Here is an 18,760-nt window from a genome sequence, read left to right as displayed (position 1 = left end):
TCGTCGCCGATCGGGAAGTTTCAGCCCATATCGCGCCGCAGGATGATTGTCATCCCGCCGGCCCGGGCGGGAAGAGCATCGGAAGAAAAATCAGCCGTTGCCGGCCAGCAGCCGCTTTGCCGCCGCCCTCGCCTCTTCGGTGACCGAAGCCCCGGCCAGCATACGGGCGATCTCCTCGGTGCGATCCTTCTGCGCCATCGTCGCGACGCGGGTGGCGATCTTTTCCGAACCGTCGGCCAACGGTCCCTTGGAAATCAAGAGATGCGTCGCCGCCCGCGCCGCGACCTGCGGCGCATGCGTGACCGACAGCACCTGCACCCGCTCCGACAGCCGCTTCAGCCGCTGGCCGATCGCATCGGCCACCGCACCGCCGACGCCGGTATCGATTTCGTCGAAGACGAGCGTCGGGGCCGATCCGCGATCGGCGAGCGCCACTTTCAGCGCCAGCAGGAAACGCGACAGCTCGCCGCCGGAGGCAACCTTCATGATCGAGCCCGGCCGCGTGCCGGGATTGGTCTGGACATGGAACTCGACGACGTCGATGCCTTCGGCGAGCGCCTCGCCCGCATCCGTGGTGATCTCGACCATGAAACGGGCGCGTTCGAGTTTCAGTGCCGGCAGCTCGGCCATGACGGCCCCAGCCAGTGCGGTGCCGGCATGATGGCGCTTGTCTGACAGCGAGCGCGCCGCCGCATCGTAATTTTCCCGGGCCAGGCCGACCTCGGCGTCGAGCCGCGCAAGCCTCTCCTCGCCCGCGTCGAGATCGGCAAGATCGGCAATCATGCGCACGGCAAGCGCCGGCAGTTCGGTGACGGGCACGGAATATTTGCGCGAGGCGGCCCTGAGCGCGAAAAGCCGCTCTTCCACCCGCTCCAGCTCCCTTGGATCGTATTCGGTCTTGCGCAGGGCCGCCTCGACTTCCATCTGCGCGTTGGAAAGCTGGTCCAGCGCGGCATCGAGCAGCGTCACGGTGTCTTCGAGCAGTCCCGGCGCCTCATGGCTCTTGCGCTCCAGCCGGCGCACCAGTGAGGCGATATGGGGCACCGGCGAGGCATTGCCGTTCAGGAATTCGGACGCCTCGGCGATATCGCCGGCGATTCGCTCGGCCTTCATCATCTTCTGCCTGCGATCGGCGAGTTCTTCCTCCTCGCCATCCTGCGGCGAGAGCTTCTCGAGTTCCTCGACGGAAGAGCGCAGGTAGTCGGCTTCGCGCGCCGCACTTTCCACCTTCTCGCGATGCTTCTTCAGTGTCCGCTCGCTGTCGCGCCACAGGCGATAGAGCCGTGAGACCTCCGAAACCTCGTCGGTAAGGCCGGCGAACGCATCGAGGAGAGTGCGGTGGGCATTGGTGTCGACAAGGGCGCGATCGTCGTGCTGCCCGTGGATTTCGACCAGCAGCTGACCAGCCTGGCGCATCAGCTGCACGCTGACCGGCTGGTCGTTGACATAGGCCTTGGTGCGCCCATCCGCCGATTGCTGGCGGCGGAAGATCAGGTCGCCCTCGTCGTCGATGCCGTTTTCGCGCAGGAGGGTGCGGGCGCCGTGTTCCATGCCGACGTCGAACACCGCCGTCACCTGGCCCTTGTCCTCGCCATGACGCACCAAGTCGCCGTCGCCGCGCCCGCCGAGCGCCAGCGACAGGCTGTCGAGCAGGATGGATTTACCCGCCCCGGTCTCGCCCGTCAGCACGGAGAGGCCGGTCTCGAAGGCAAGATCCAGCCGCTCGATCAGGACGATATCGCGGATCGAAAGCTGGATCAGCATTGGCCTCAGGAACCGAGAAGAAGTTTCTTGCCCGCTGCGGCGATCCACGAACCCTTGTTTTCACGCGGCTCGGCACCGCCGCTCTGCAGCAGCTTGTAGGAATCAGCATACCACTGGCTGTCGGGATAATTGTGACCGAGAACGGCAGCGGCTGTCTGCGCCTCGTCGACGATGCCCATGGAGTAATAAGCTTCGACGAGACGCGCTAGGGCCTCTTCGATCTGGTTCGTGTTCGGATATTTCTCGACGACGATGCGGAAGCGCGAGATCGCGGCGAGATATTCCTTCCGCTCCATGTAGTAGCGGCCGATCTGCATTTCCTTGCCGGCGAGCTGGTCGCGTGCGAAGCGGATCTTGGCCTGTGCGTCGTCGACATATTCGGAGTTCGGATAATTGTCGACGACGGCCTGCATCGCTTCGATCGTCTTGGCCGAGGCGCGCTGGTCCTGCGTCACGTCGACGATCTGCTTGGAATAGGTGAGACCGATCAGATACTGCACATAGGCGGCATCCTGGGACTTCGGATACTGCGACATGTAACGGTTGCCGGAAGCAAGCGCATCGTCCAGACGGCCTTGGCGGTATTTGACGAAGGTGCTCATCACAAGCGCCTTGCGCGCCCATTCGGAGAACGGGTTCTCGCGGTCGATCGCGTCGAACTTGCGCCCCGCTTCCGCCATGTTGCCGGCCTTCATATTGGCAAGGCCTTGCGTGTAGAGCACGTCGGGCGGATCGGTTTCGAGGCCGAGCTTGGTGATGTCGATATCGGGGTCCGACTGGCAACCGGAGATCAAGGCGCCTGCGCTGAGCACCAGAAGCGATGCGAACAAAGCACGCGCTGTCTTCATCATACCTTCAGATCCTGCATAACCCATTCGAAAGAACCCCACTGCTGCCGCTCTCTCCACGGCAGCCACGCCTCGCTGGCGTTTCTAGCCACAAATGTGCATCAAGAGCAACGCAATGATAAGGCATTAACGCATTTTTGTGGCAGCAGCCGCAGAAATGACCTGCTTCTCAACTTCTTCCCGACCTGTGGCGGCCAAGCATCGGCCTATTGCCGCAGACGCGCCCGGACATAAAAAAAACCGCCTCCGGGAAAGAGGCGGCCTGGTCTTGAGAATATGCTGGAGGTCATGCCGACCAGGGAGCGAATTCCGAAGCGCTGACTGCGATCAGTTCGCGGGCAGCGACACGCTGGCGCGGCGTCGACGTCTCGACCACCTCGTAGGCGGAGGAATCGGCGAGCAGCGCCTTCAGCGCATTGGCGTTCATCTTGTGACCACCGCGATAAGAACGGTAGCAGCCGATGAACTGGGCGCCGGCAAGCGACAGATCGCCGACGGCGTCGAGCGTCTTGTGGCGGACGAATTCGTCCTTGGCGTAACGCAGTCCTTCGACGTTGATGACGGTGTTGTCGTCCGAAATGACGACGGAATTTTCGAGTGAAGAGCCGAGCGCGTGGCCCGACGCCCAGAGACGTTCGACATCGCGCATGAACCCGAAGGTGCGGGCGCGGGAAAGCTCGGCCTTGAAGACGGCGGCGGTCATGTCGCCGGCCCACTTCTGCCGGCCGATCAGCGGGCAATCGAAATCGATCTCGACTTCGAAGCGCGTGCCGTCATAGGGGCGGAATTCGCTCCAGGAGCCGCCATGCTCGATTCGCACCGGCTTGGTGATGCGGATATAACGGCGCTTGACGCCGAGCGAGACGAGACCGACCTGCTCGATCGCCTCAACGAAGGGCAGCGAGCTGCCATCCATGATCGGCATTTCGGAGCCCTGCACCTCGATCACCACATTGTCGAGGCCGAGCGCATAGACGGCGGCCATGACATGCTCGATCGTCGCAACCGAATGGGCGGGCGAGAAGCCGAGCACGGTGCAGAGGTCGGTGTTACCGACCTGCGAGGAAACGGCCTTGAGTTCGGTGATATCGCCATTGTCATGCAGGCGCTGGAAAACGACGCCGGTGCCCGATTCGGCCGGGTTCAGGGTGATCGAAACGTCAGCGCCCGAATGGACCCCGATGCCCGAAAGCGTCACGGGACGCGATACCGTCGTTTGAAAACCCAGCAAGCCAATCGCCATAAATTCTGCCTTTATTCTTCCGCACCGGCGGTCTGTCCGATCGGCGCGGTCATCATTTATTCTGCAGCCGGAGCCTGTCAAAAGGTCTCCTGGGGCCGTTTCGTTGCACCATACTTACGTGCGCCGGCGCTCCAATCCAAATCACTGTTTCTTTCGCTTTGTTACGAAGTCACGCGATTGAAATCATTTGCGAATCACGGGCGAAAAAACAGCAATGCCCGGGACCTCGATCCCGGGCATGAGAGGCCGAAGCACGGCCTCAGTTTGACTGGCGACGCAGGAATGCCGGGATTTCCAGCTGGTCGTCTTCCTGCATCATCCGGGCCTGCGGAACCGCGCGGCCCTGGTCGTCGAGGTTGCCGCGACGCGGTGCGTAGAGGCTTGCCTCCGGCGACAGCGGACGGCGCTGCTGCGAAGCGGCCGGCGGTGCGGCGGTCATATCGGCGGCAACGGCGTCGTCGTCGCGGCGGCCAAGCGAATTGGTGATTCGCTTGAGCAGCCCCATCGGACCGCGCTCTTCCGCCGCATGCGCGGACGCCGACTGCGTGCGGTGGTTGAGTTCGGCCTGAACGACGGGCGGGAAATCCTCGACCTTCGGCATGCGCATCGGTTCGGGCGCCTGACGGATGGTCGGCTCCTGCCGGACGGGCTGCTGCTGCACCGGCTGCTGCTGGACGGGCTGCTGCTGGACGGGCTGCTGGATCGGCTGGCTCATCACCGGCGCCGGAGCCTGCTGCTGCACCTGAGGACGCATTGCCGGAGCTTCCGGTGCAGGTGCGAAGATCTTGCTCTGCGGACGGAAGGTTTCCTGCTGTGCCGCCGGCTGCTGCAGCGGTGCGGCAGCACGCGGGGCCGGAATTTCGAGCTCGCGTTCCATCTCGGCTTCGCGGATGGTCTGCGCGATCGGATCCATGGCCTTCGGTGCCTGCATGACGGGGGCAGGCTGAACTGCGGCCGCTGCCGGAGCAACAGCCGCGGAGGAACGGATAGCAGGCCTTGCGGTCGGCTGGAAGTTCCGCTCGGCGGCTTCGTTCATCGCCCGATCGATGCCGGTTGCGACGACCGAGACGCGGATGATGCCTTCGAGCGATTCGTCGAAGGTGGCGCCGAGGATGATGTTGGCGTCAGGATCGACTTCCTCGCGGATGCGGGTCGCGGCTTCGTCGACTTCGAAGAGCGTGAGGTCGCGACCGCCGGTAATGGAGATCAGCAACCCTTGAGCGCCCTTCATCGAGGTTTCGTCGAGCAGCGGGTTGGCGATCGCAGCCTCTGCGGCCTGCAGCGCGCGGCCGGAGCCGGAAGCTTCGCCGGTGCCCATCATCGCGCGGCCCATCTCGCGCATCACCGAGCGGACGTCGGCGAAGTCGAGGTTGATGAGGCCTTCCTTGACCATCAGGTCGGTAATGCAGGCAACGCCCGAATAGAGAACCTGGTCAGCCATGGCGAAGGCATCGGCGAACGTCGTCTTGTCGTTGGCAATGCGGAAGAGGTTCTGGTTCGGAATGACGATCAGCGTATCGACAGACTTCTGCAGTTCCTGGATGCCCATCTCGGCCAGGCGCATACGGCGCCCGCCTTCGAAATGGAACGGCTTGGTGACGACGCCGACCGTCAGGATGCCCTTGTTGCGGGCCGCCTGTGCGACAACCGGGGCAGCACCTGTGCCGGTGCCGCCGCCCATGCCGGCGGTGACGAAGCACATATGCGTGCCGTTCAGGTGATCGACGATCTCGTCGATGCACTCCTCGGCGGCCGCGCGGCCAACTTCCGGCTGCGAGCCGGCACCGAGGCCTTCGGTGACGTTGACGCCGAGCTGAATGATGCGCTCGGCCTTCGTCATCGTCAGCGCCTGCGCATCCGTGTTGGCGACGACGAAGTCGACGCCCTGGAGGCCGGCGGTAATCATGTTGTTGACGGCATTGCCGCCACCGCCGCCAACGCCGAACACGGTGATGCGCGGCTTCAGCTCTGTGATGTCAGGCTTTTGCAGCTTGATGGTCATGGTACCTGTTCCTTCTCTCTCTGGCCGCATCGCCACGCCGGCCAATTACGCAATTTCAGAAGCTTTCCTTCAGCCACTGGCCCATGCGGGCTATGCGACTGTTATTTCCCCCAAGCGACATGAGCAGACCGCTCTGTGACGCATGTGTCTCCATGTCCGCTACCTGCGGATAGATCATCAGGCCGACGGCCGTCGAAAAGGCCGGGCCCTTGGCCGCCGTCGGCAGCCCCGAGACGCCCATCGGGCGGCCGATGCGGACGTTGCGGGCAAGAATGCGCCGCGCCACGTCGGCAAGGCCGGTCAGCTGGCTCGCCCCGCCGGTCAGCACGACGCGCTTGCCGACGATCGGGCTGAAACCGGAGCGCTGGATACGGTCGCGGATCAGTTCCATCGTCTCCTCGATACGGGCCGATACGATGCGCGAGACCAGCGCCCGCGGAACCTGCGACGGCTGGTCGCGATCGTCCTCGCCGATCGGCGGGATCGAGATCAACTCGCGCTCGTCGGAGGAATTCGAAAGCGCCGAGGCATGCACGACCTTCAGACGCTCCGCATCCTCGATGCGGGTCGAAAGGCCGCGCGCCAGGTCGGTGGTGACGTGATGGCCGCCGAGGCCGACTGCATCCGTATGGACGAGCTTGCCTTCGGCAAACACCGAGATCGTCGTCGTGCCGCCGCCCATATCGATCGCCGCACAGCCGAGCTCGACCTCGTCGTCGACGAGAGCCGCAAGGCCCGATGCATAGGGCGTAGCAACGATGCCCTCGACCGACAGATGCGCACGATTGACGCTAAGCTCGAGGTTCTTCAGCGCCGAGCGCTCCGCGGTGACGACATGCATGTCGACGCCGAGCGCATCGCCATACATCGCCAGCGGATCGCGGATGCCGCGTTCGCCGTCGAGCGAGAAGCCGGTCGCCAGCGAGTGCAGCACCGAACGGTCCTGGCGCAGCGACTGCTGGCAGGCGGCCGACAGCACCTTCTTCAGATCGTTGAGCTCGACTTCCTGGCCGCCAAGATCGATTGTCGCGGTGTAGATATCGCTGCCGAGACGGCCGGCCGTCAGGTTGACGATCAGGCTTTCGACGGTCAGCCCGGCCATGCGCTCGGCCGCGTCGACCGCAAGGCGGATGACGCCTTCCAACGCGTCGAGATCGGCGATGACGCCGGTCTTGATGCCGCGGGAACGCTGGTGGCCGATGCCGATGATCTCGATATTGTGCGTGCGGCCCGGCAGGATCTGGCTTTCCTCGCGCGGCGTCAGCCGGCCGATCATGCAGACTACCTTGGTCGAACCGATGTCGAGCACCGAAACGACATGTGACCGCTTCGACGAAAGCGGCTTCAGGCGCGGCAATCCGAAATGGGATGAACCGAACAAGCTCATATATTCTGCCCCGCCTTCTTCAATTCTTTCGTACGCTCCGTCACTGCCGTCTGCCTGCGGATCGCCGCCTCCGGCGTCAGCTGGATCGCGGTTCTGTCGGCCAGCCTGAGATCGACTGCGGCAATGTCCCGCTCCAGGAGCTGATGCTCCCTGTCGAACTTCGAAAGCGTCGCCAGTGCCTGGTCGATACCGTCTTCCGGCAGCTTGACGACGACGCCGTTGTCCATATGCAGGTCCCAGCGACGGCCGGATATCCAGACATAGGCCTTCACGCGGGCCTTCACGTCGGGCCACTTCGAGAAGGCTTCGTCGAGCGAAGCCGCCGCCGTTTCGGCATCGCGGCCGACGACGAGCGGCAGCGCCGAAAACTTGTTGTCGCGCAGCGGCGCAATGACGCTGCCGTTCTTCTCGATCAGGGAAAGCTCCTGCCCGTGCTGCCAGATCGCATAGGCCTGACGTTCCTTGAGCTTCACCTCGATCGTCTTCGGATAAATCTTGCGGACCTCGACATTTTCGACCCAGGGAAGATGCGCGATCTTCCTGCGGGCGGCATCGACGTCAAGGGCGACCAGCGAGGTCGTGCCGTCAAGGCCGATCAACTGCAGTATCTCGATTTCGGAGGTCTCCGAATTGCCGGAGACCTTGACGTCCTCGATCGCAAAACCCGCGGCCGTCGTCGTCGCCTGCGCCACGGCTTCCGTGTGGCCGCCGAGCGACATGCCGTAAAGCCCCGTCGCGCCTAAGAAAGCGAGCGCCGAGACCGTGCCCGTATGAACGGGAATGTAGATTCGGCCACTGCAGAGGCTGATCAGGAAGCGCGTGACCCGGCGCAGCGGGCGCGGCAGCACGAACCGCTCTTCGGCTTCCACAATCGGAAGCACGGCATGATGGCTGGGGCGCCCAATCCTCTTGACCGTCAACGCAAACAAGACGCGTCCTCCACCATCCACCGGAGAAACTGACCAAATGAATAGCCGGCATGACCGGCCATTTCGGGCACGAGCGAGGTTGGAGTCATGCCTGGCTGGGTATTGACCTCCAGCCAGATGATTTCGCCGTCTTCGGAGAAACGATCGTCGTAACGAAAGTCGGACCGACTGACGCCGCGACAACCGATTGCCTGATGCGCCCTTAGGGACAATGTTTGTATTTTTTGGTAAATATTCGGTGAAATTTTCGCGGGGATGACGTGTTTTGAACCACCTGCCGCGTACTTGGAGTCGTAATCATAGAAATTGTGTCCCTGCGGCACCACTTCCGTGACACCGAGGGGAGTTTCACCCATGACGCCGCAGGTGAGTTCGCGACCGTAAACATAGCGCTCGACGATCACCTCCTCGCCGTAACGCCATTCAGGCGAGCTGACGATCTGTGGCGGATGCGCCTGATCTTCCGTGACGATGACGACGCCGAAGCTCGACCCTTCGCGGACGGGCTTCACCACATAGGGCGGCTTCATTGGATGCGTCGAGGGAAAGGCGAAACGGTTTACCACCTGCGATTCGGCCACCGGAATGCCGGCGGCGGCGGCAACGAGCTTCGCTTTGTCCTTGTCCATCGCCAGCGCCGAGGCAAGCACGCCCGAATGCGTATAGGGGATTTCGAGATATTCGAGGATGCCCTGAATGGTGCCGTCCTCGCCGAACGGGCCGTGAAGCGCATTGAAGACGACATCGGGCTTCAGCGCGGCGAGTTTCTCGGAAACGTCGCGCGCCACGTCGATGCGCGTCACGTCGAAGCCCTCCGCTTCGAGAGCTTCTGCGCAAGCCTTTCCCGAGGAAAGGCTGACAGGCCTTTCCGAGGAAAATCCGCCCATCAGGACAGCGACATGCTTGCGACTCATCAACACCCCCAAAAAATAACTTCTATTTTCGAAATCGACGCTTGCGCGAAGCTGTCTGCGCCGTTTCGGGCCTTTGTCCGACCTGGGTGCATTAGAGCATCATTATGGTTAATGAAGTGTTTACTTTCGTTAACTTCGTCTTGCCGCGCCCCTGATTTTTTAACCTTCTCTTCTTCGCGATTGCCAGATCGAAGATGTCGCCGATCCGCGAAAATAGAAAAACCCGCACGGAAAAACCGCGCGGGCTCAATGGGATAGATTAGTTTCTTGCAGTCAGTCGGCGTCGTCGAGGAACTTCCACACAAGCCCGCCGAGCGCCCCACCCGCAAGCGGCGCAATCCAGAACAGCCAGAGCTGCTGCAGCGCCCAGCCGCCGACGAAAAGCGCCTGGCCGGTGGAACGCGCCGGATTGACCGAGGTATTCGTCACGGGGATAGAAACGAGATGGATCAGCGTCAGCCCGAGGCCGATCGCAAGCGGCGCGAAGCCCGCAGGCACCCGACTGCTGGTCGACCCCAAGATGATGATCAGGAAGAACATGGTCAGCAGCACTTCGATCAGCAGCGCCGAAAGCAGTGAATAACCGCCCGGGGAATGATCGCCATATCCGTTGGCGGCAAATCCGCCGAGTTCGAAACCCGCCTTGCCGCTGGCGATGAGATAAAGCAGCGCCGCCGCGGCGATGGCGCCGACAACCTGCACGACGATATAGGGAACGAGACGCGCCGCCGGAAACCGTCCGGCAACCGTAAGGCCAAGCGAGACGGCGGGGTTGAAATGACCGCCCGAAATGCCGCCCACGGCATAGGCCATGGTGAGCACGGTCAGACCGAACGCAAAGGCCACGCCAACAAAACCAATTCCAAGCTCGGGATAGGCCGCGGCCAGCACGGCACTGCCGCATCCGCCGAACACCAGCCAGAACGTGCCGAGAAACTCAGCAACTAGACTCTTTTGCATGCTCGCCTCCTTTAACCTCAACCAAGAGTTTAAATGAATCCGTTACAATTTGATTCCGGTCAAGCGCGCGGCCATTGCCGCGGCAAGCTTCACGCAAGGATCGAGAAACGGGTGGAGATGCGGTACGTGCGGCGCGAGGAGACGTTTTCTCAGACCTGAAATTGCGTTAAGACCCGCCAAGCCTCCCAAGGCGACTCATAAAAATATTGATTGGAATGAAAATGACTGACGCGGTCTCCGCATCGCCGACTCCTGTCTCGAACAGCACGCAAGTCAATTCTCCGGCTCGCGTCCTCATCGCCAGCCTTGTCGGCACCACCATCGAATTCTTCGACTTCTACGTCTACGCGACGGCAGCCGTCCTCGTCTTCCCGCATCTCTTCTTCCCGGCAAGCGATACGAACGCCGCAACGCTGCAGTCGCTGGTCACCTTCTCGATCGCCTTTTTCGCCCGCCCCATCGGCGCCGTGATTTTCGGTCATTTCGGCGACCGCATCGGCCGCAAGGCGACGCTCGTCGCCGCGCTGATGACGATGGGGCTTTCGACCATGCTGATCGGCATGCTGCCCGGCTATGATGCGATCGGCATCGCAGCACCCTTGTTGCTGGCGCTTTGCCGCTTCGGTCAGGGCCTCGGCCTCGGCGGCGAATGGGGTGGCGCCGTCCTGCTTGCCACCGAAAACGCTCCTCCCGGCAAGCGCAGCTGGTATGCCATGTTCCCGCAGCTCGGCGCACCGATCGGCTTCATCCTCTCCTCCGGCTTCTTCCTCATCCTGACGGAAACGATGAGCAACGAGGATTTCCTAGACTACGGATGGCGCATTCCCTTCATCGCCAGCCTCGCCCTCGTCGCCGTCGGCCTCTATGTCCGCCTGAAGATTGCCGAGACGCCGGAATTCCGCAAAGCCGTCGAAAAGCACGAACGCGTCGCTGTGCCGATCGAGGTCGTCTTCCGTAACCATCTGCGCAGCCTGATCCTCGGCACCTTCATCGCCGTCGCGACCTTCGTGCTGTTCTACCTGATGACGGTCTTCACGCTCTCCTGGGGTACGACACCTCTGGAAAAGGGTGGGCTCGGTTACTCCCGCGAGCAGTTCCTGGTCGTCCAGCTTGTCGGCGTCGTCTTCTTCGGCCTGACGATCCCACTCTCCGGCTGGCTCTCCGATCTCTATTCGCGCCGCATCATCCTGACGCTGACGACGATTGCCATCACCATCTTCGGCTTCTTCTACGCGACGCTGTTGACAAGCGGTCTCACAGGCGCCTTCCTGTGCTCGATCATCGGCCTCGCCTTGATGGGCTTCACCTATGGTCCGATCGGCGCTGCCCTTGCCGCCCCCTTTCCGACCACGGTGCGCTATACCGGCGCCTCGATGACCTTCAACCTCGGCGGCATCTTCGGCGCTTCGCTCGCCCCTTATATCGCAACCTGGCTCGCCACCCATTATAGTCTGGACTATGTCGGCTACTACCTCGCCGCCTCGGCAGTGATCTCGCTGGTCTGCATCCGGCTGTCGGGCCGCGAGGAAGTCTGAGCCTCGAGCAGTAAGTAAATGCGAGGATTGAAAGTGTTAGAGCGTCCTTTGTGCGTCCGGAAGGACGCACGGCGCTCTAACGTCGCGGCTTTTTATTGATGCCGTGGGCACTTCCGGGTAACCGGAACACTCACGGCAAAACGGGGAACAGATCATGCGATGCCTCATTACCGGCGCAGCCGGCTTTGTCGGTGGGCCTCTCGTCGAAAGACTGCATGGAGAGCGGATATCCGAGCTTGCGGTGACGACGCGATCTGCAGCCGCCAGCTTCCCGACATCTGTGCGGCATTTCCCCATCGAGATAACGAGCGAAACCGATTGGGCGGCAGTTCTCGAGGGTATCGATGTCATCGTCCATCTCGCCGCTCGTGTTCACATCATGAACGACCGCGCAGCCGATCCGCTTGCGGAATTTCGCCGGATCAACACCGCCGCCACGTTGAACCTCGCCGCACAGGCCGCCCGCGCAGGCGTAAAAAGGTTCGTCTTCATCAGCAGTATCAAGGTCAATGGCGAGGAGAACGATCGGCCCTTCCGGCATGACGATACGCCAATGCCGATCGATCCCTATGGCATCTCGAAGCTGGAAACTGAAATCGGGCTGCATGAAATCGCCGCCCGAACAGGCATGGAGGTCGTGGTCATTCGCCCGCCGCTCGTTTATGGACCCGGCGCGCGGGGCAATTTCGCCCTGCTCGTCGGACTTGTCCGGAAGAAAATGCCGCTCCCTTTCGCGTCGCTGAAGAACCGACGGACACTAGTCGCGCTTCCAAATCTCGTCGATCTGATCATCGCCGGGATGAAGCATCCCAGCGCAGCCGGCCAGACCTTTCTCGCAGGCGATGGAGAAGATCTTTCGACTCCCGGGCTTATCGAAGGGATTGCCGCAGGGCTAGGTGTCAAACCGATGCTGCTCCCCTTCCCCCCAACGCTGTTGCAGATGGGCGCGAGAGTCACGGGAAAGAGCGCAGTCTACCAGCGTCTTTGCGGTTCCCTGCAGGTCGATATATCCCATGCCCGAGACGTGCTCGGCTGGTCGCCTCTCGTCACGCCGCGCGAAGGCCTGAAGCTTGCGGTGACGTAAACCGTTATTCGCTCGTTACACCGTGGAACGGACGCACCTCACGGCCGGGCATGAAGACGCCGAGGCGTTTGATTTCCCACTCGAGTTTGATGCCGTCTTTTTCGAAGACCTCGCGACGCACCTGTTCGCCCAGATATTCGAGATCATAGCCGGTTGCCTGCCCCATGTTGATCATGAAATTGCAGTGAAGCGACGACATCTGCGCTCCGCCGATGACGAGACCGCGGCAGCCTGCCTCATCAATCAGTTTCCAGGCCGAATGACCAGCCGGGTTCTTGAAGGTCGAGCCGCCGGTCTTTTCGCGTACCGGCTGCACCGTCTCGCGATGGTTGCGCACGGCGTCCATCTCGGCGCGGATCTGCGCGCGCTCTTCCGGATAGCCCTCGAACAGCACGGAGGTAAAGATTAGATCTGTGGATGCGGTCGAATGACGATAGGAATAGCCCATCTCGGCATTGGAAAGCACATGCTTGTCGCCCTTGCGGTCGACCGCATGGACCTCGATCAGCCGCTCCCGCGTCTCCACACCGTTGGCGCCGGCATTCATGCGCGCCGCGCCACCGATGCCGCCGGGAATACCGTATAAGAAATGGAAGCCGCCGATGCCATTGTCCATCGCCATCGCCGCTACATGTTTATCAGGGCAGATGGCGCCGGCGAGAATCCGGTTTTCGCCGGCAAGCTCGACGAAGCCGAACCCCTTGGCCGACAGGCGCAGCACGACGCCGGGAATGCCGCCGTCGCGCACCAGGATGTTGGAGCCGACGCCGACCACCGTCAGCGGCACCTCTTCCGGCAATATCTTCAGGAAGGCGACGAGATCGTCGACGTCATGCGGCTGGAACATCAGCTCGGCCAGGCCACCGGCCCTGAACCAGGTGACGCGGTCCATCGGAGCATCCGGCGTGATACGGCCGCGGATATCCTTTACACCGTCTCCGAGAGACGCGAGAAGCTTTTCCCCATTCACCTGTTTCATACGGACTTTCCCGATAGGCCTTCCAGTTGCTTGGGCAGTGCCGCTGCCCAGGATGTAATGCTCCCAGCCCCCAACAGAACCACGAAATCGCCAGGCTTTGCAACCTCCGCGACCATCTGCGGCAGAAGCTCCGCCGAAGTTAGAAAGCGGGCGTCGCGATGGCCGCCGGATTTTATGCGCGAGACTAGCGACACGGAATCGATACCCTCGATCGGATCCTCCCCCGCCGCATAGACCGGTGCCAGGAAGATGCTGTCGGCATCGTTGAAGCAGGCGGCGAATTCCTCGAACAGGCTCGCAAGACGGCTAAAGCGGTGCGGCTGATGGACCGCAATGACGCGGCCCTTGCAGGATTCTCGGGCGGCGCGCAGCACCGCCTTGATCTCGACCGGATGATGGCCGTAATCGTCGAAGATCTGCACTCCGTTCCACTCGCCGGTCAGCGTGAAGCGGCGCTTGACGCCGCCGAAGGAAGCAAGCCCCTTGGCGATATCGGCGCTCGATATGCCGAGCCGGTTGGCAACGGCAATCGCCGCCGTCGCGTTGGAGATATTATGCCGTCCGGGCATCGGCATGACCAGCCCCTTGAGTTCGATCACCTGGCCGGTGCGGCGGCGGCGGATTTCGACGTCGAAGATCGAGCGCGTGCCGTCGATGCGCACATTCTTGAAGCGCACGTCGGCCTGCGGGTTCTCGCCATAGGTGATGATCTTGCGATCTTCGATGCGGCCGACCAGCGACTGCACCTCGGGATGGTCGAGGCACATGACGCCGAAGCCGTAGAACGGCACGTTCTCGACGAACTGCCGGAAGGCGGCGCGCACGGCGTCGAAATTGCCGTAATGGTCGAGATGTTCCGGGTCGATATTGGTGATGACGGCGACATCGGCCGGAAGCTTCAGGAATGTGCCGTCCGATTCGTCGGCCTCGACCACCATCCACTCGCCCTCGCCCATGCGGGCATTGGTGCCGTAGGCATTGATGATGCCGCCATTGATGACGGTCGGGTCGAGCCCACCGGCTTCGAGCAGCGCGGCGACCAGCGAGGTGGTCGTCGTTTTGCCATGCGTGCCGCCGATGGCGATCGCATTGCGGAAGCGCATCAGCTCGGCGAGCATTTCGGCGCGGCGCACCACCGGCAGCAGCTTTTCGCGCGCGGCGATGAGCTCCGGATTGCTCTTCTTGATCGCCGTCGAGACGACGACGACTTCGGCCTCACCCAGGTTTTCAGCTCGGTGACCGACGAACACCTCGATGCCCTTGTCACGCAGGCGTTGGACATTGGCGCTGTCGGCCTGGTCCGATCCCTGCACCTTGTGGCCGAGATTGTGCAGCACTTCGGCAATGCCGCTCATGCCGATGCCGCCGATGCCGATGAAATGGACGAGACCGATCGTCTTCGGCAGTTTCATGCGCGTGTCCTCTTGAATTCCGCTATTGTCCGTCTGGCGGCAATAGCCTCAACCATGTCGGCAAGCAAGTTCGCTGCATCGGGTTTCCCGGCGAGTTTCGCCGCCGCCGCCATATGCGCAAGCTTTTCCGGATCGTTCATAACAGCCGTCAGGATCGCCGCAATCTTCTCCGGCGAAAGCTCCGACTGGGCGATCACCTTCGCCCCACCGGCCGCAGCGAGTGCCGCCGCATTCGCCGCCTGGTCGTGATCGAGAGCGTGCGGGTAAGGCACAAGGATGGCAGGCCGGCCGATGACGGAGATTTCCGAAACCGTCGAGGCGCCCGAACGGCAGATGACGAGATGCGCCCTCGCCAACCTCTCGGCCATGTCGGTGAAGAAGGGGGCGATATCGGCATCCATCTCCAGTCTGGCGACGCAGCCGCTGACCATCTCCATGTCCTCGGGACGCACCTGCTGAGTGATGCGCAGACGCACGCGAAACGCGTCGTCGAGCAGACTGATCGCCGTCGGCAGCGTCTTAGAGAAATATTGCGCGCCCTGGCTGCCGCCGAAGACGACGAGGTTGAAGGCCTCGCCTGGATGCGACGGCGTGTAAGGCACCTCGGCCGCGGCGATGATTGCCGGGCGGACGGGATTGCCGGTCGTCATCGTCTTGTCCGGAAAGGCAGCGCCTCCCTCCGGCAGGAAACCGCCGGCAATGGCTTGCACGCGAGTTGCCAAGGCCTTGTTGGCGCGTCCCATCACGGCATTCTGCTCGTGGATCATCGAGGGCACGCCGAGCCGGGTGGCGGCAAGCAGCGGCGGCACGGTGGGATAACCCCCGAAACCGACGACGACGACCGGCTGCAGCCGCTGGATCAGCTTCTTTGCCGCCCGCATGCCGCTCCAGAGCGTCCATAGCGAGCGGGCGACGGCAAGCGGGTTCTTCGAGCCGATCGTCGCCGACGGCACGATATGGATCTCCTCGGCCGGGAACTTGCCGGCATAGCGCTCGGCCCGGCTGTCCGTGACGAGATGCACCGAATAGCCGCGCTCCTTCAGCTTGAAGGCCAGCGCTTCCGCCGGGAACACATGGCCGCCGGTCCCTCCGGCGGCAAGCAGCACGATGCCTTTGCTCATAGTCTTCTACTCCGCCGGCAAACCGTGCGGGACGCGGAAGAGGCTCCGGTCCTGCGCACGTTTTTCCGGTCGATGGCGCGTCAGCGCCAGGATGAAGCCGGCGGTGACGCAGATCGCCACCATAGACGAGCCGCCATAGGAAATCAGCGGCAGCGTCATGCCCTTTGCCGGCAGCAGTTCGAGATTGACACCGATATTGATGATCGACTGGATGCCCATCTGCAGCACCAGGCCGGCGACAGCGAAACGGTTGAAGTCGTTGCGCTCGCGATAAGCATGCGAGAGGCCGCGCAGCACCAGCATGGTAAACAGCGCCACGAGCGCCATGCAGAACACGATGCCGAACTCTTCGGCCGCGACCGAAAAGATGAAGTCGGTATGCGCATCCGGGATGATGCGCTTGACAATGCCCTCGCCCGGTCCCTGGCCGAACCAGCTGCCGCGAATGATCGCCTCGCGCGCGGTGTCGATCTGGAAAGTATCACCCTCGCCGGTCATGAACTTGTCTATTCGGCCGGCGACGTGCGGGAAGACGTAGTAGGCGCTGAGCAGGCCGCCGGCACCGCCGATGCCGAGCAGCATGATCCAGATCCATGGCATGCCGGCCATGAAGAACATCCCGCCCCAGACGGCCGTGGTCAGGATGGTCTGGCCGAGGTCCGGCTGCGCGACGAGAAGGGCCGCGACGATGCCGAACAGAATGATGGCAAAGAGATTGCCGGGGATCTCCGGCTGGCGCGCATGTTCGGCAAACAGCCAGGCGCAGACCACGACGAAGGCAGGCTTCATGAATTCCGATGGCTGGATGGAAAGACCGGCGATCCAGATCCAGCGCCGGCCACCCTTGACCTCCTGCCCGACGAACAGCACCAGCACCATCATGGCGACCGAGATGATCAGGATCAGGATCGCGGTTCGCCGCACCTGGCGTGGCGTCAGGAACGACAGCCCGAGCATGACGCCGATGGAAGGGATCATGAAGGCCGCATGGCGCTTGACGAAGTGGAAGGGCTCGAGCCCAATGCGCTCGGCGACCGCAGGAGATGCCGCAAACGACAGCATGAAGCCGATGCCCATCAGGAAGATGAACATTGCCAGGAAGAAGCGATCGATAGTCCAGAACCAATCGGCCAGAGGCCCACGTTCCGCGCGGCTTACCATGTCATTTCTCTCCTGTTGCCGGACCGATCAGCATCGTAATCCCGTCAAGCGCTGCCACGTGGCCGACGAAGGCTTCACCCCTGACTTCGAAGTTCTTATACTGGTCGAAGCTTGCGCAAGCCGGGGATAACATCACGGCCGAAGCAGCGCTTTCGTCGCGTTCGGCATCGGCGGCCGCATGCGCGACGGCGCGCTCCAGCGTGCCCGAGATCTCGTAAGGCACGGCCTCGCCGAGCGTCGCAGCGAATTCCGCCGCCGCCTCACCGATCAGATAGGCCTTGGCGATGCGGGGAAAATAGGGAGCAAGAGTCGTGATCCCGCCAGCTTTCGGCAAGCCTCCGGCGATCCAATAGATGCGATCATAGCTCGAAAGAGCCGGCGCTGCGGCATCGGCATTGGTCGCCTTGGAATCGTTGACGAAAACGACGCGGCGACGCTGCCCGACCGGCTGCATGCGGTGCTTGAGGCCAGGAAACGAGGCAAGACCGGTGCGGATGTCGTCGGCGGAAATCCCGACCGCGAGGCAGGCGGCAACGGCGGCGGCGGCGTTCTGCGCATTATGGCTGCCACGCAGCGTCTGGATGCCGTCGAGATCGGCGAAGGGCAGCATGGCGCCGCCGGCGGCCTGGATGAGTTTGGTGCCCTCGGCATAGATGCCGTCGGCCAGCACGTTGCGGCGCGAAATACGGACCACCTTGACGCCTGCCCGCTCGACACGGTCGGCAATCAGCGCCGAATGGCTGTCGTCGACGCCGACGATCGCGACATCGCTGCCGGCGACCAGCCTTTCCTTGATATCGGCATAATGCTGCATCGTGCCGTGACGGTCGAGATGATCGGGCGTCAGGTTGAGCAGGATGCCGGCAGACGGGTCCAGTGTCGGCGCCAGATCGATCTGGTAGGAGGAGCATTCGACGACGTAATAACGCTCGGCCTTCGGCGGATCGAGTGTCAGCACCGCCGTGCCGATATTGCCGCCGAGCTGCGTGTCGTAGCCTGATGATTTCAGGATATGGGCGATCAGCGCCGTCGTGGTCGACTTGCCGTTGGTGCCGGTTATGGCGATGAAAGGGCAATCCGGCGCATGGGCACGGCGCTCGCGCACGAAGAGTTCGACGTCGCCGACGATATCGACGCCCGCCGCCCGGGCAAGATCGACGGTCCAGTGTGGTTTCGGATGGGTGAGCGGCACGCCGGGCGACAGCACGAACAGCGCCTGCTGGCTCCAGTCGATGTTGTGCAGGTCTTCGGTCCTGATGCCTTCGGCAGCGGCCTTGGCGACACTGTCGGGATTGTCGTCCCAGGCGGTCACCTCGGCACCGCCTGATATCAGCGCCCGGGCGGTGGCAAAGCCGGAGCCTCCGAGCCCGAAGAGCGCGACCTTCCTGTCTTTGAGCGTCGTGACCGGGATCATCGCTGCC

15 protein-coding genes are annotated in these 18,760 nt (G+C 62.6%); 2 read left to right on the top strand and 13 right to left on the bottom strand.

What is annotated here, in order from left to right; translation table 11 throughout:
- Positions 1-90: 90 nt before the first annotated feature.
- The 8 genes from recN to aqpZ all read right to left on the bottom strand — a co-directional run bounded on the left by recN (position 91) and on the right by aqpZ (position 10,068).
- The gene (gene recN, locus RWK44_RS21910) at positions 91-1,764 is read right to left on the bottom strand and encodes a DNA repair protein RecN (RefSeq protein ID WP_168323547.1); all 1,674 of its coding nucleotides are present in this window, start codon (positions 1,762-1,764) and stop codon (positions 91-93) included.
- Positions 1,765-1,769: 5 nt separating this feature from the next.
- Positions 1,770-2,639, bottom strand: coding sequence for an outer membrane protein assembly factor BamD (locus RWK44_RS21905; RefSeq protein ID WP_020050822.1), 870 nt, complete (start codon positions 2,637-2,639; stop codon positions 1,770-1,772).
- A 259-nt stretch (positions 2,640-2,898) separates the two neighbouring features.
- Positions 2,899-3,855, bottom strand: a complete 957-nt coding sequence (gene lpxC / locus RWK44_RS21900; RefSeq protein ID WP_011652789.1) for a UDP-3-O-acyl-N-acetylglucosamine deacetylase — start codon at positions 3,853-3,855, stop codon at positions 2,899-2,901.
- A 259-nt stretch (positions 3,856-4,114) separates the two neighbouring features.
- Positions 4,115-5,857: a cell division protein FtsZ gene (ftsZ, locus tag RWK44_RS21895; protein WP_168323546.1), complete on the bottom strand. Its 1,743-nt coding sequence runs from the start codon at positions 5,855-5,857 to the stop codon at positions 4,115-4,117.
- Positions 5,858-5,912: 55 nt separating this feature from the next.
- On the bottom strand, positions 5,913-7,244 hold the full coding sequence (gene ftsA, locus RWK44_RS21890) for a cell division protein FtsA (protein WP_003561012.1): 1,332 nt from the start codon (positions 7,242-7,244) through the stop codon (positions 5,913-5,915).
- Positions 7,241-8,173, bottom strand: a complete 933-nt coding sequence (locus RWK44_RS21885) for a cell division protein FtsQ/DivIB (protein ID WP_131628500.1) — start codon at positions 8,171-8,173, stop codon at positions 7,241-7,243. Before RWK44_RS21885 ends, ftsA begins: the two co-directional genes overlap by 4 nt.
- Positions 8,161-9,087, bottom strand: a complete 927-nt coding sequence (locus RWK44_RS21880) for a D-alanine--D-alanine ligase (RefSeq protein WP_017961294.1) — start codon at positions 9,085-9,087, stop codon at positions 8,161-8,163. Before RWK44_RS21880 ends, RWK44_RS21885 begins: the two co-directional genes overlap by 13 nt.
- A gap of 273 nt (positions 9,088-9,360) precedes the next feature.
- Positions 9,361-10,068 carry an aquaporin Z gene (gene aqpZ / locus RWK44_RS21875; RefSeq protein ID WP_348647226.1) on the bottom strand — a complete coding sequence of 236 codons (708 nt, stop codon included), beginning with the start codon at positions 10,066-10,068 and terminating at the stop codon, positions 9,361-9,363.
- A gap of 200 nt (positions 10,069-10,268) precedes the next feature.
- On the opposite strand from aqpZ, the gene RWK44_RS21870 reads away from it, so the two are divergent.
- Positions 10,269-11,582: an MFS transporter gene (locus RWK44_RS21870; protein WP_168284650.1), complete on the top strand. Its 1,314-nt coding sequence runs from the start codon at positions 10,269-10,271 to the stop codon at positions 11,580-11,582.
- A gap of 154 nt (positions 11,583-11,736) precedes the next feature.
- Positions 11,737-12,666: a UDP-glucose 4-epimerase family protein gene (locus RWK44_RS21865; RefSeq protein WP_168287798.1), complete on the top strand. Its 930-nt coding sequence runs from the start codon at positions 11,737-11,739 to the stop codon at positions 12,664-12,666.
- A gap of 4 nt (positions 12,667-12,670) precedes the next feature.
- On the opposite strand, the gene murB is transcribed toward RWK44_RS21865, so the two are convergent.
- Genes murB through murD form a run of 5 tightly spaced genes read right to left on the bottom strand, consistent with a single transcriptional unit; the run spans position 12,671 to position 18,753 of the window.
- Positions 12,671-13,645: a UDP-N-acetylmuramate dehydrogenase gene (gene murB, locus RWK44_RS21860; protein WP_168287799.1), complete on the bottom strand. Its 975-nt coding sequence runs from the start codon at positions 13,643-13,645 to the stop codon at positions 12,671-12,673.
- Positions 13,642-15,057, bottom strand: coding sequence for a UDP-N-acetylmuramate--L-alanine ligase (gene murC, locus RWK44_RS21855; protein ID WP_077978792.1), 1,416 nt, complete (start codon positions 15,055-15,057; stop codon positions 13,642-13,644). The genes murB and murC overlap by 4 nt, the downstream gene beginning before the upstream one ends.
- Positions 15,054-16,178, bottom strand: coding sequence for an undecaprenyldiphospho-muramoylpentapeptide beta-N-acetylglucosaminyltransferase (gene murG / locus RWK44_RS21850; protein ID WP_222060630.1), 1,125 nt, complete (start codon positions 16,176-16,178; stop codon positions 15,054-15,056). Before murG ends, murC begins: the two co-directional genes overlap by 4 nt.
- Positions 16,179-16,184: 6 nt before the next feature.
- Positions 16,185-17,339 carry a putative lipid II flippase FtsW gene (gene ftsW / locus RWK44_RS21845; protein ID WP_168288037.1) on the bottom strand — a complete coding sequence of 385 codons (1,155 nt, stop codon included), beginning with the start codon at positions 17,337-17,339 and terminating at the stop codon, positions 16,185-16,187.
- A gap of 1 nt (position 17,340) precedes the next feature.
- Positions 17,341-18,753, bottom strand: coding sequence for a UDP-N-acetylmuramoyl-L-alanine--D-glutamate ligase (murD, locus tag RWK44_RS21840; protein WP_316029371.1), 1,413 nt, complete (start codon positions 18,751-18,753; stop codon positions 17,341-17,343).
- Positions 18,754-18,760: the final 7 nt, after the last annotated feature.

It is taken from the genome of Rhizobium sp. 25PS6 (assembly GCF_032464655.1).
GTDB classification, from domain to species: Bacteria; Pseudomonadota; Alphaproteobacteria; order Rhizobiales; family Rhizobiaceae; genus Rhizobium; species Rhizobium laguerreae.
Note: the sequence above shows the minus strand (reverse complement) of the source record. Positions and strands in the feature narration are given on the sequence as shown.

Coding starts and splice junctions, on each gene's coding strand:
- recN (WP_168323547.1), bottom strand. CDS start 1,764: ATGCTGATCCAGCTTTCGATCCGCGATATCGTCCTGATCGAGCGGCTG.
- murG (WP_222060630.1), bottom strand. CDS start 16,178: ATGAGCAAAGGCATCGTGCTGCTTGCCGCCGGAGGGACCGGCGGCCAT.
- RWK44_RS21865 (WP_168287798.1), top strand. CDS start 11,737: ATGCGATGCCTCATTACCGGCGCAGCCGGCTTTGTCGGTGGGCCTCTC.
- ftsA (WP_003561012.1), bottom strand. CDS start 7,244: ATGAGCTTGTTCGGTTCATCCCATTTCGGATTGCCGCGCCTGAAGCCG.
- RWK44_RS21880 (WP_017961294.1), bottom strand. CDS start 9,087: ATGAGTCGCAAGCATGTCGCTGTCCTGATGGGCGGATTTTCCTCGGAA.
- lpxC (WP_011652789.1), bottom strand. CDS start 3,855: ATGGCGATTGGCTTGCTGGGTTTTCAAACGACGGTATCGCGTCCCGTG.
- RWK44_RS21870 (WP_168284650.1), top strand. CDS start 10,269: ATGACTGACGCGGTCTCCGCATCGCCGACTCCTGTCTCGAACAGCACG.
- RWK44_RS21905 (WP_020050822.1), bottom strand. CDS start 2,639: ATGGGTTATGCAGGATCTGAAGGTATGATGAAGACAGCGCGTGCTTTG.
- ftsW (WP_168288037.1), bottom strand. CDS start 17,339: ATGGTAAGCCGCGCGGAACGTGGGCCTCTGGCCGATTGGTTCTGGACT.
- murB (WP_168287799.1), bottom strand. CDS start 13,645: ATGAAACAGGTGAATGGGGAAAAGCTTCTCGCGTCTCTCGGAGACGGT.
- murC (WP_077978792.1), bottom strand. CDS start 15,057: ATGAAACTGCCGAAGACGATCGGTCTCGTCCATTTCATCGGCATCGGC.
- murD (WP_316029371.1), bottom strand. CDS start 18,753: ATGATCCCGGTCACGACGCTCAAAGACAGGAAGGTCGCGCTCTTCGGG.
- ftsZ (WP_168323546.1), bottom strand. CDS start 5,857: ATGACCATCAAGCTGCAAAAGCCTGACATCACAGAGCTGAAGCCGCGC.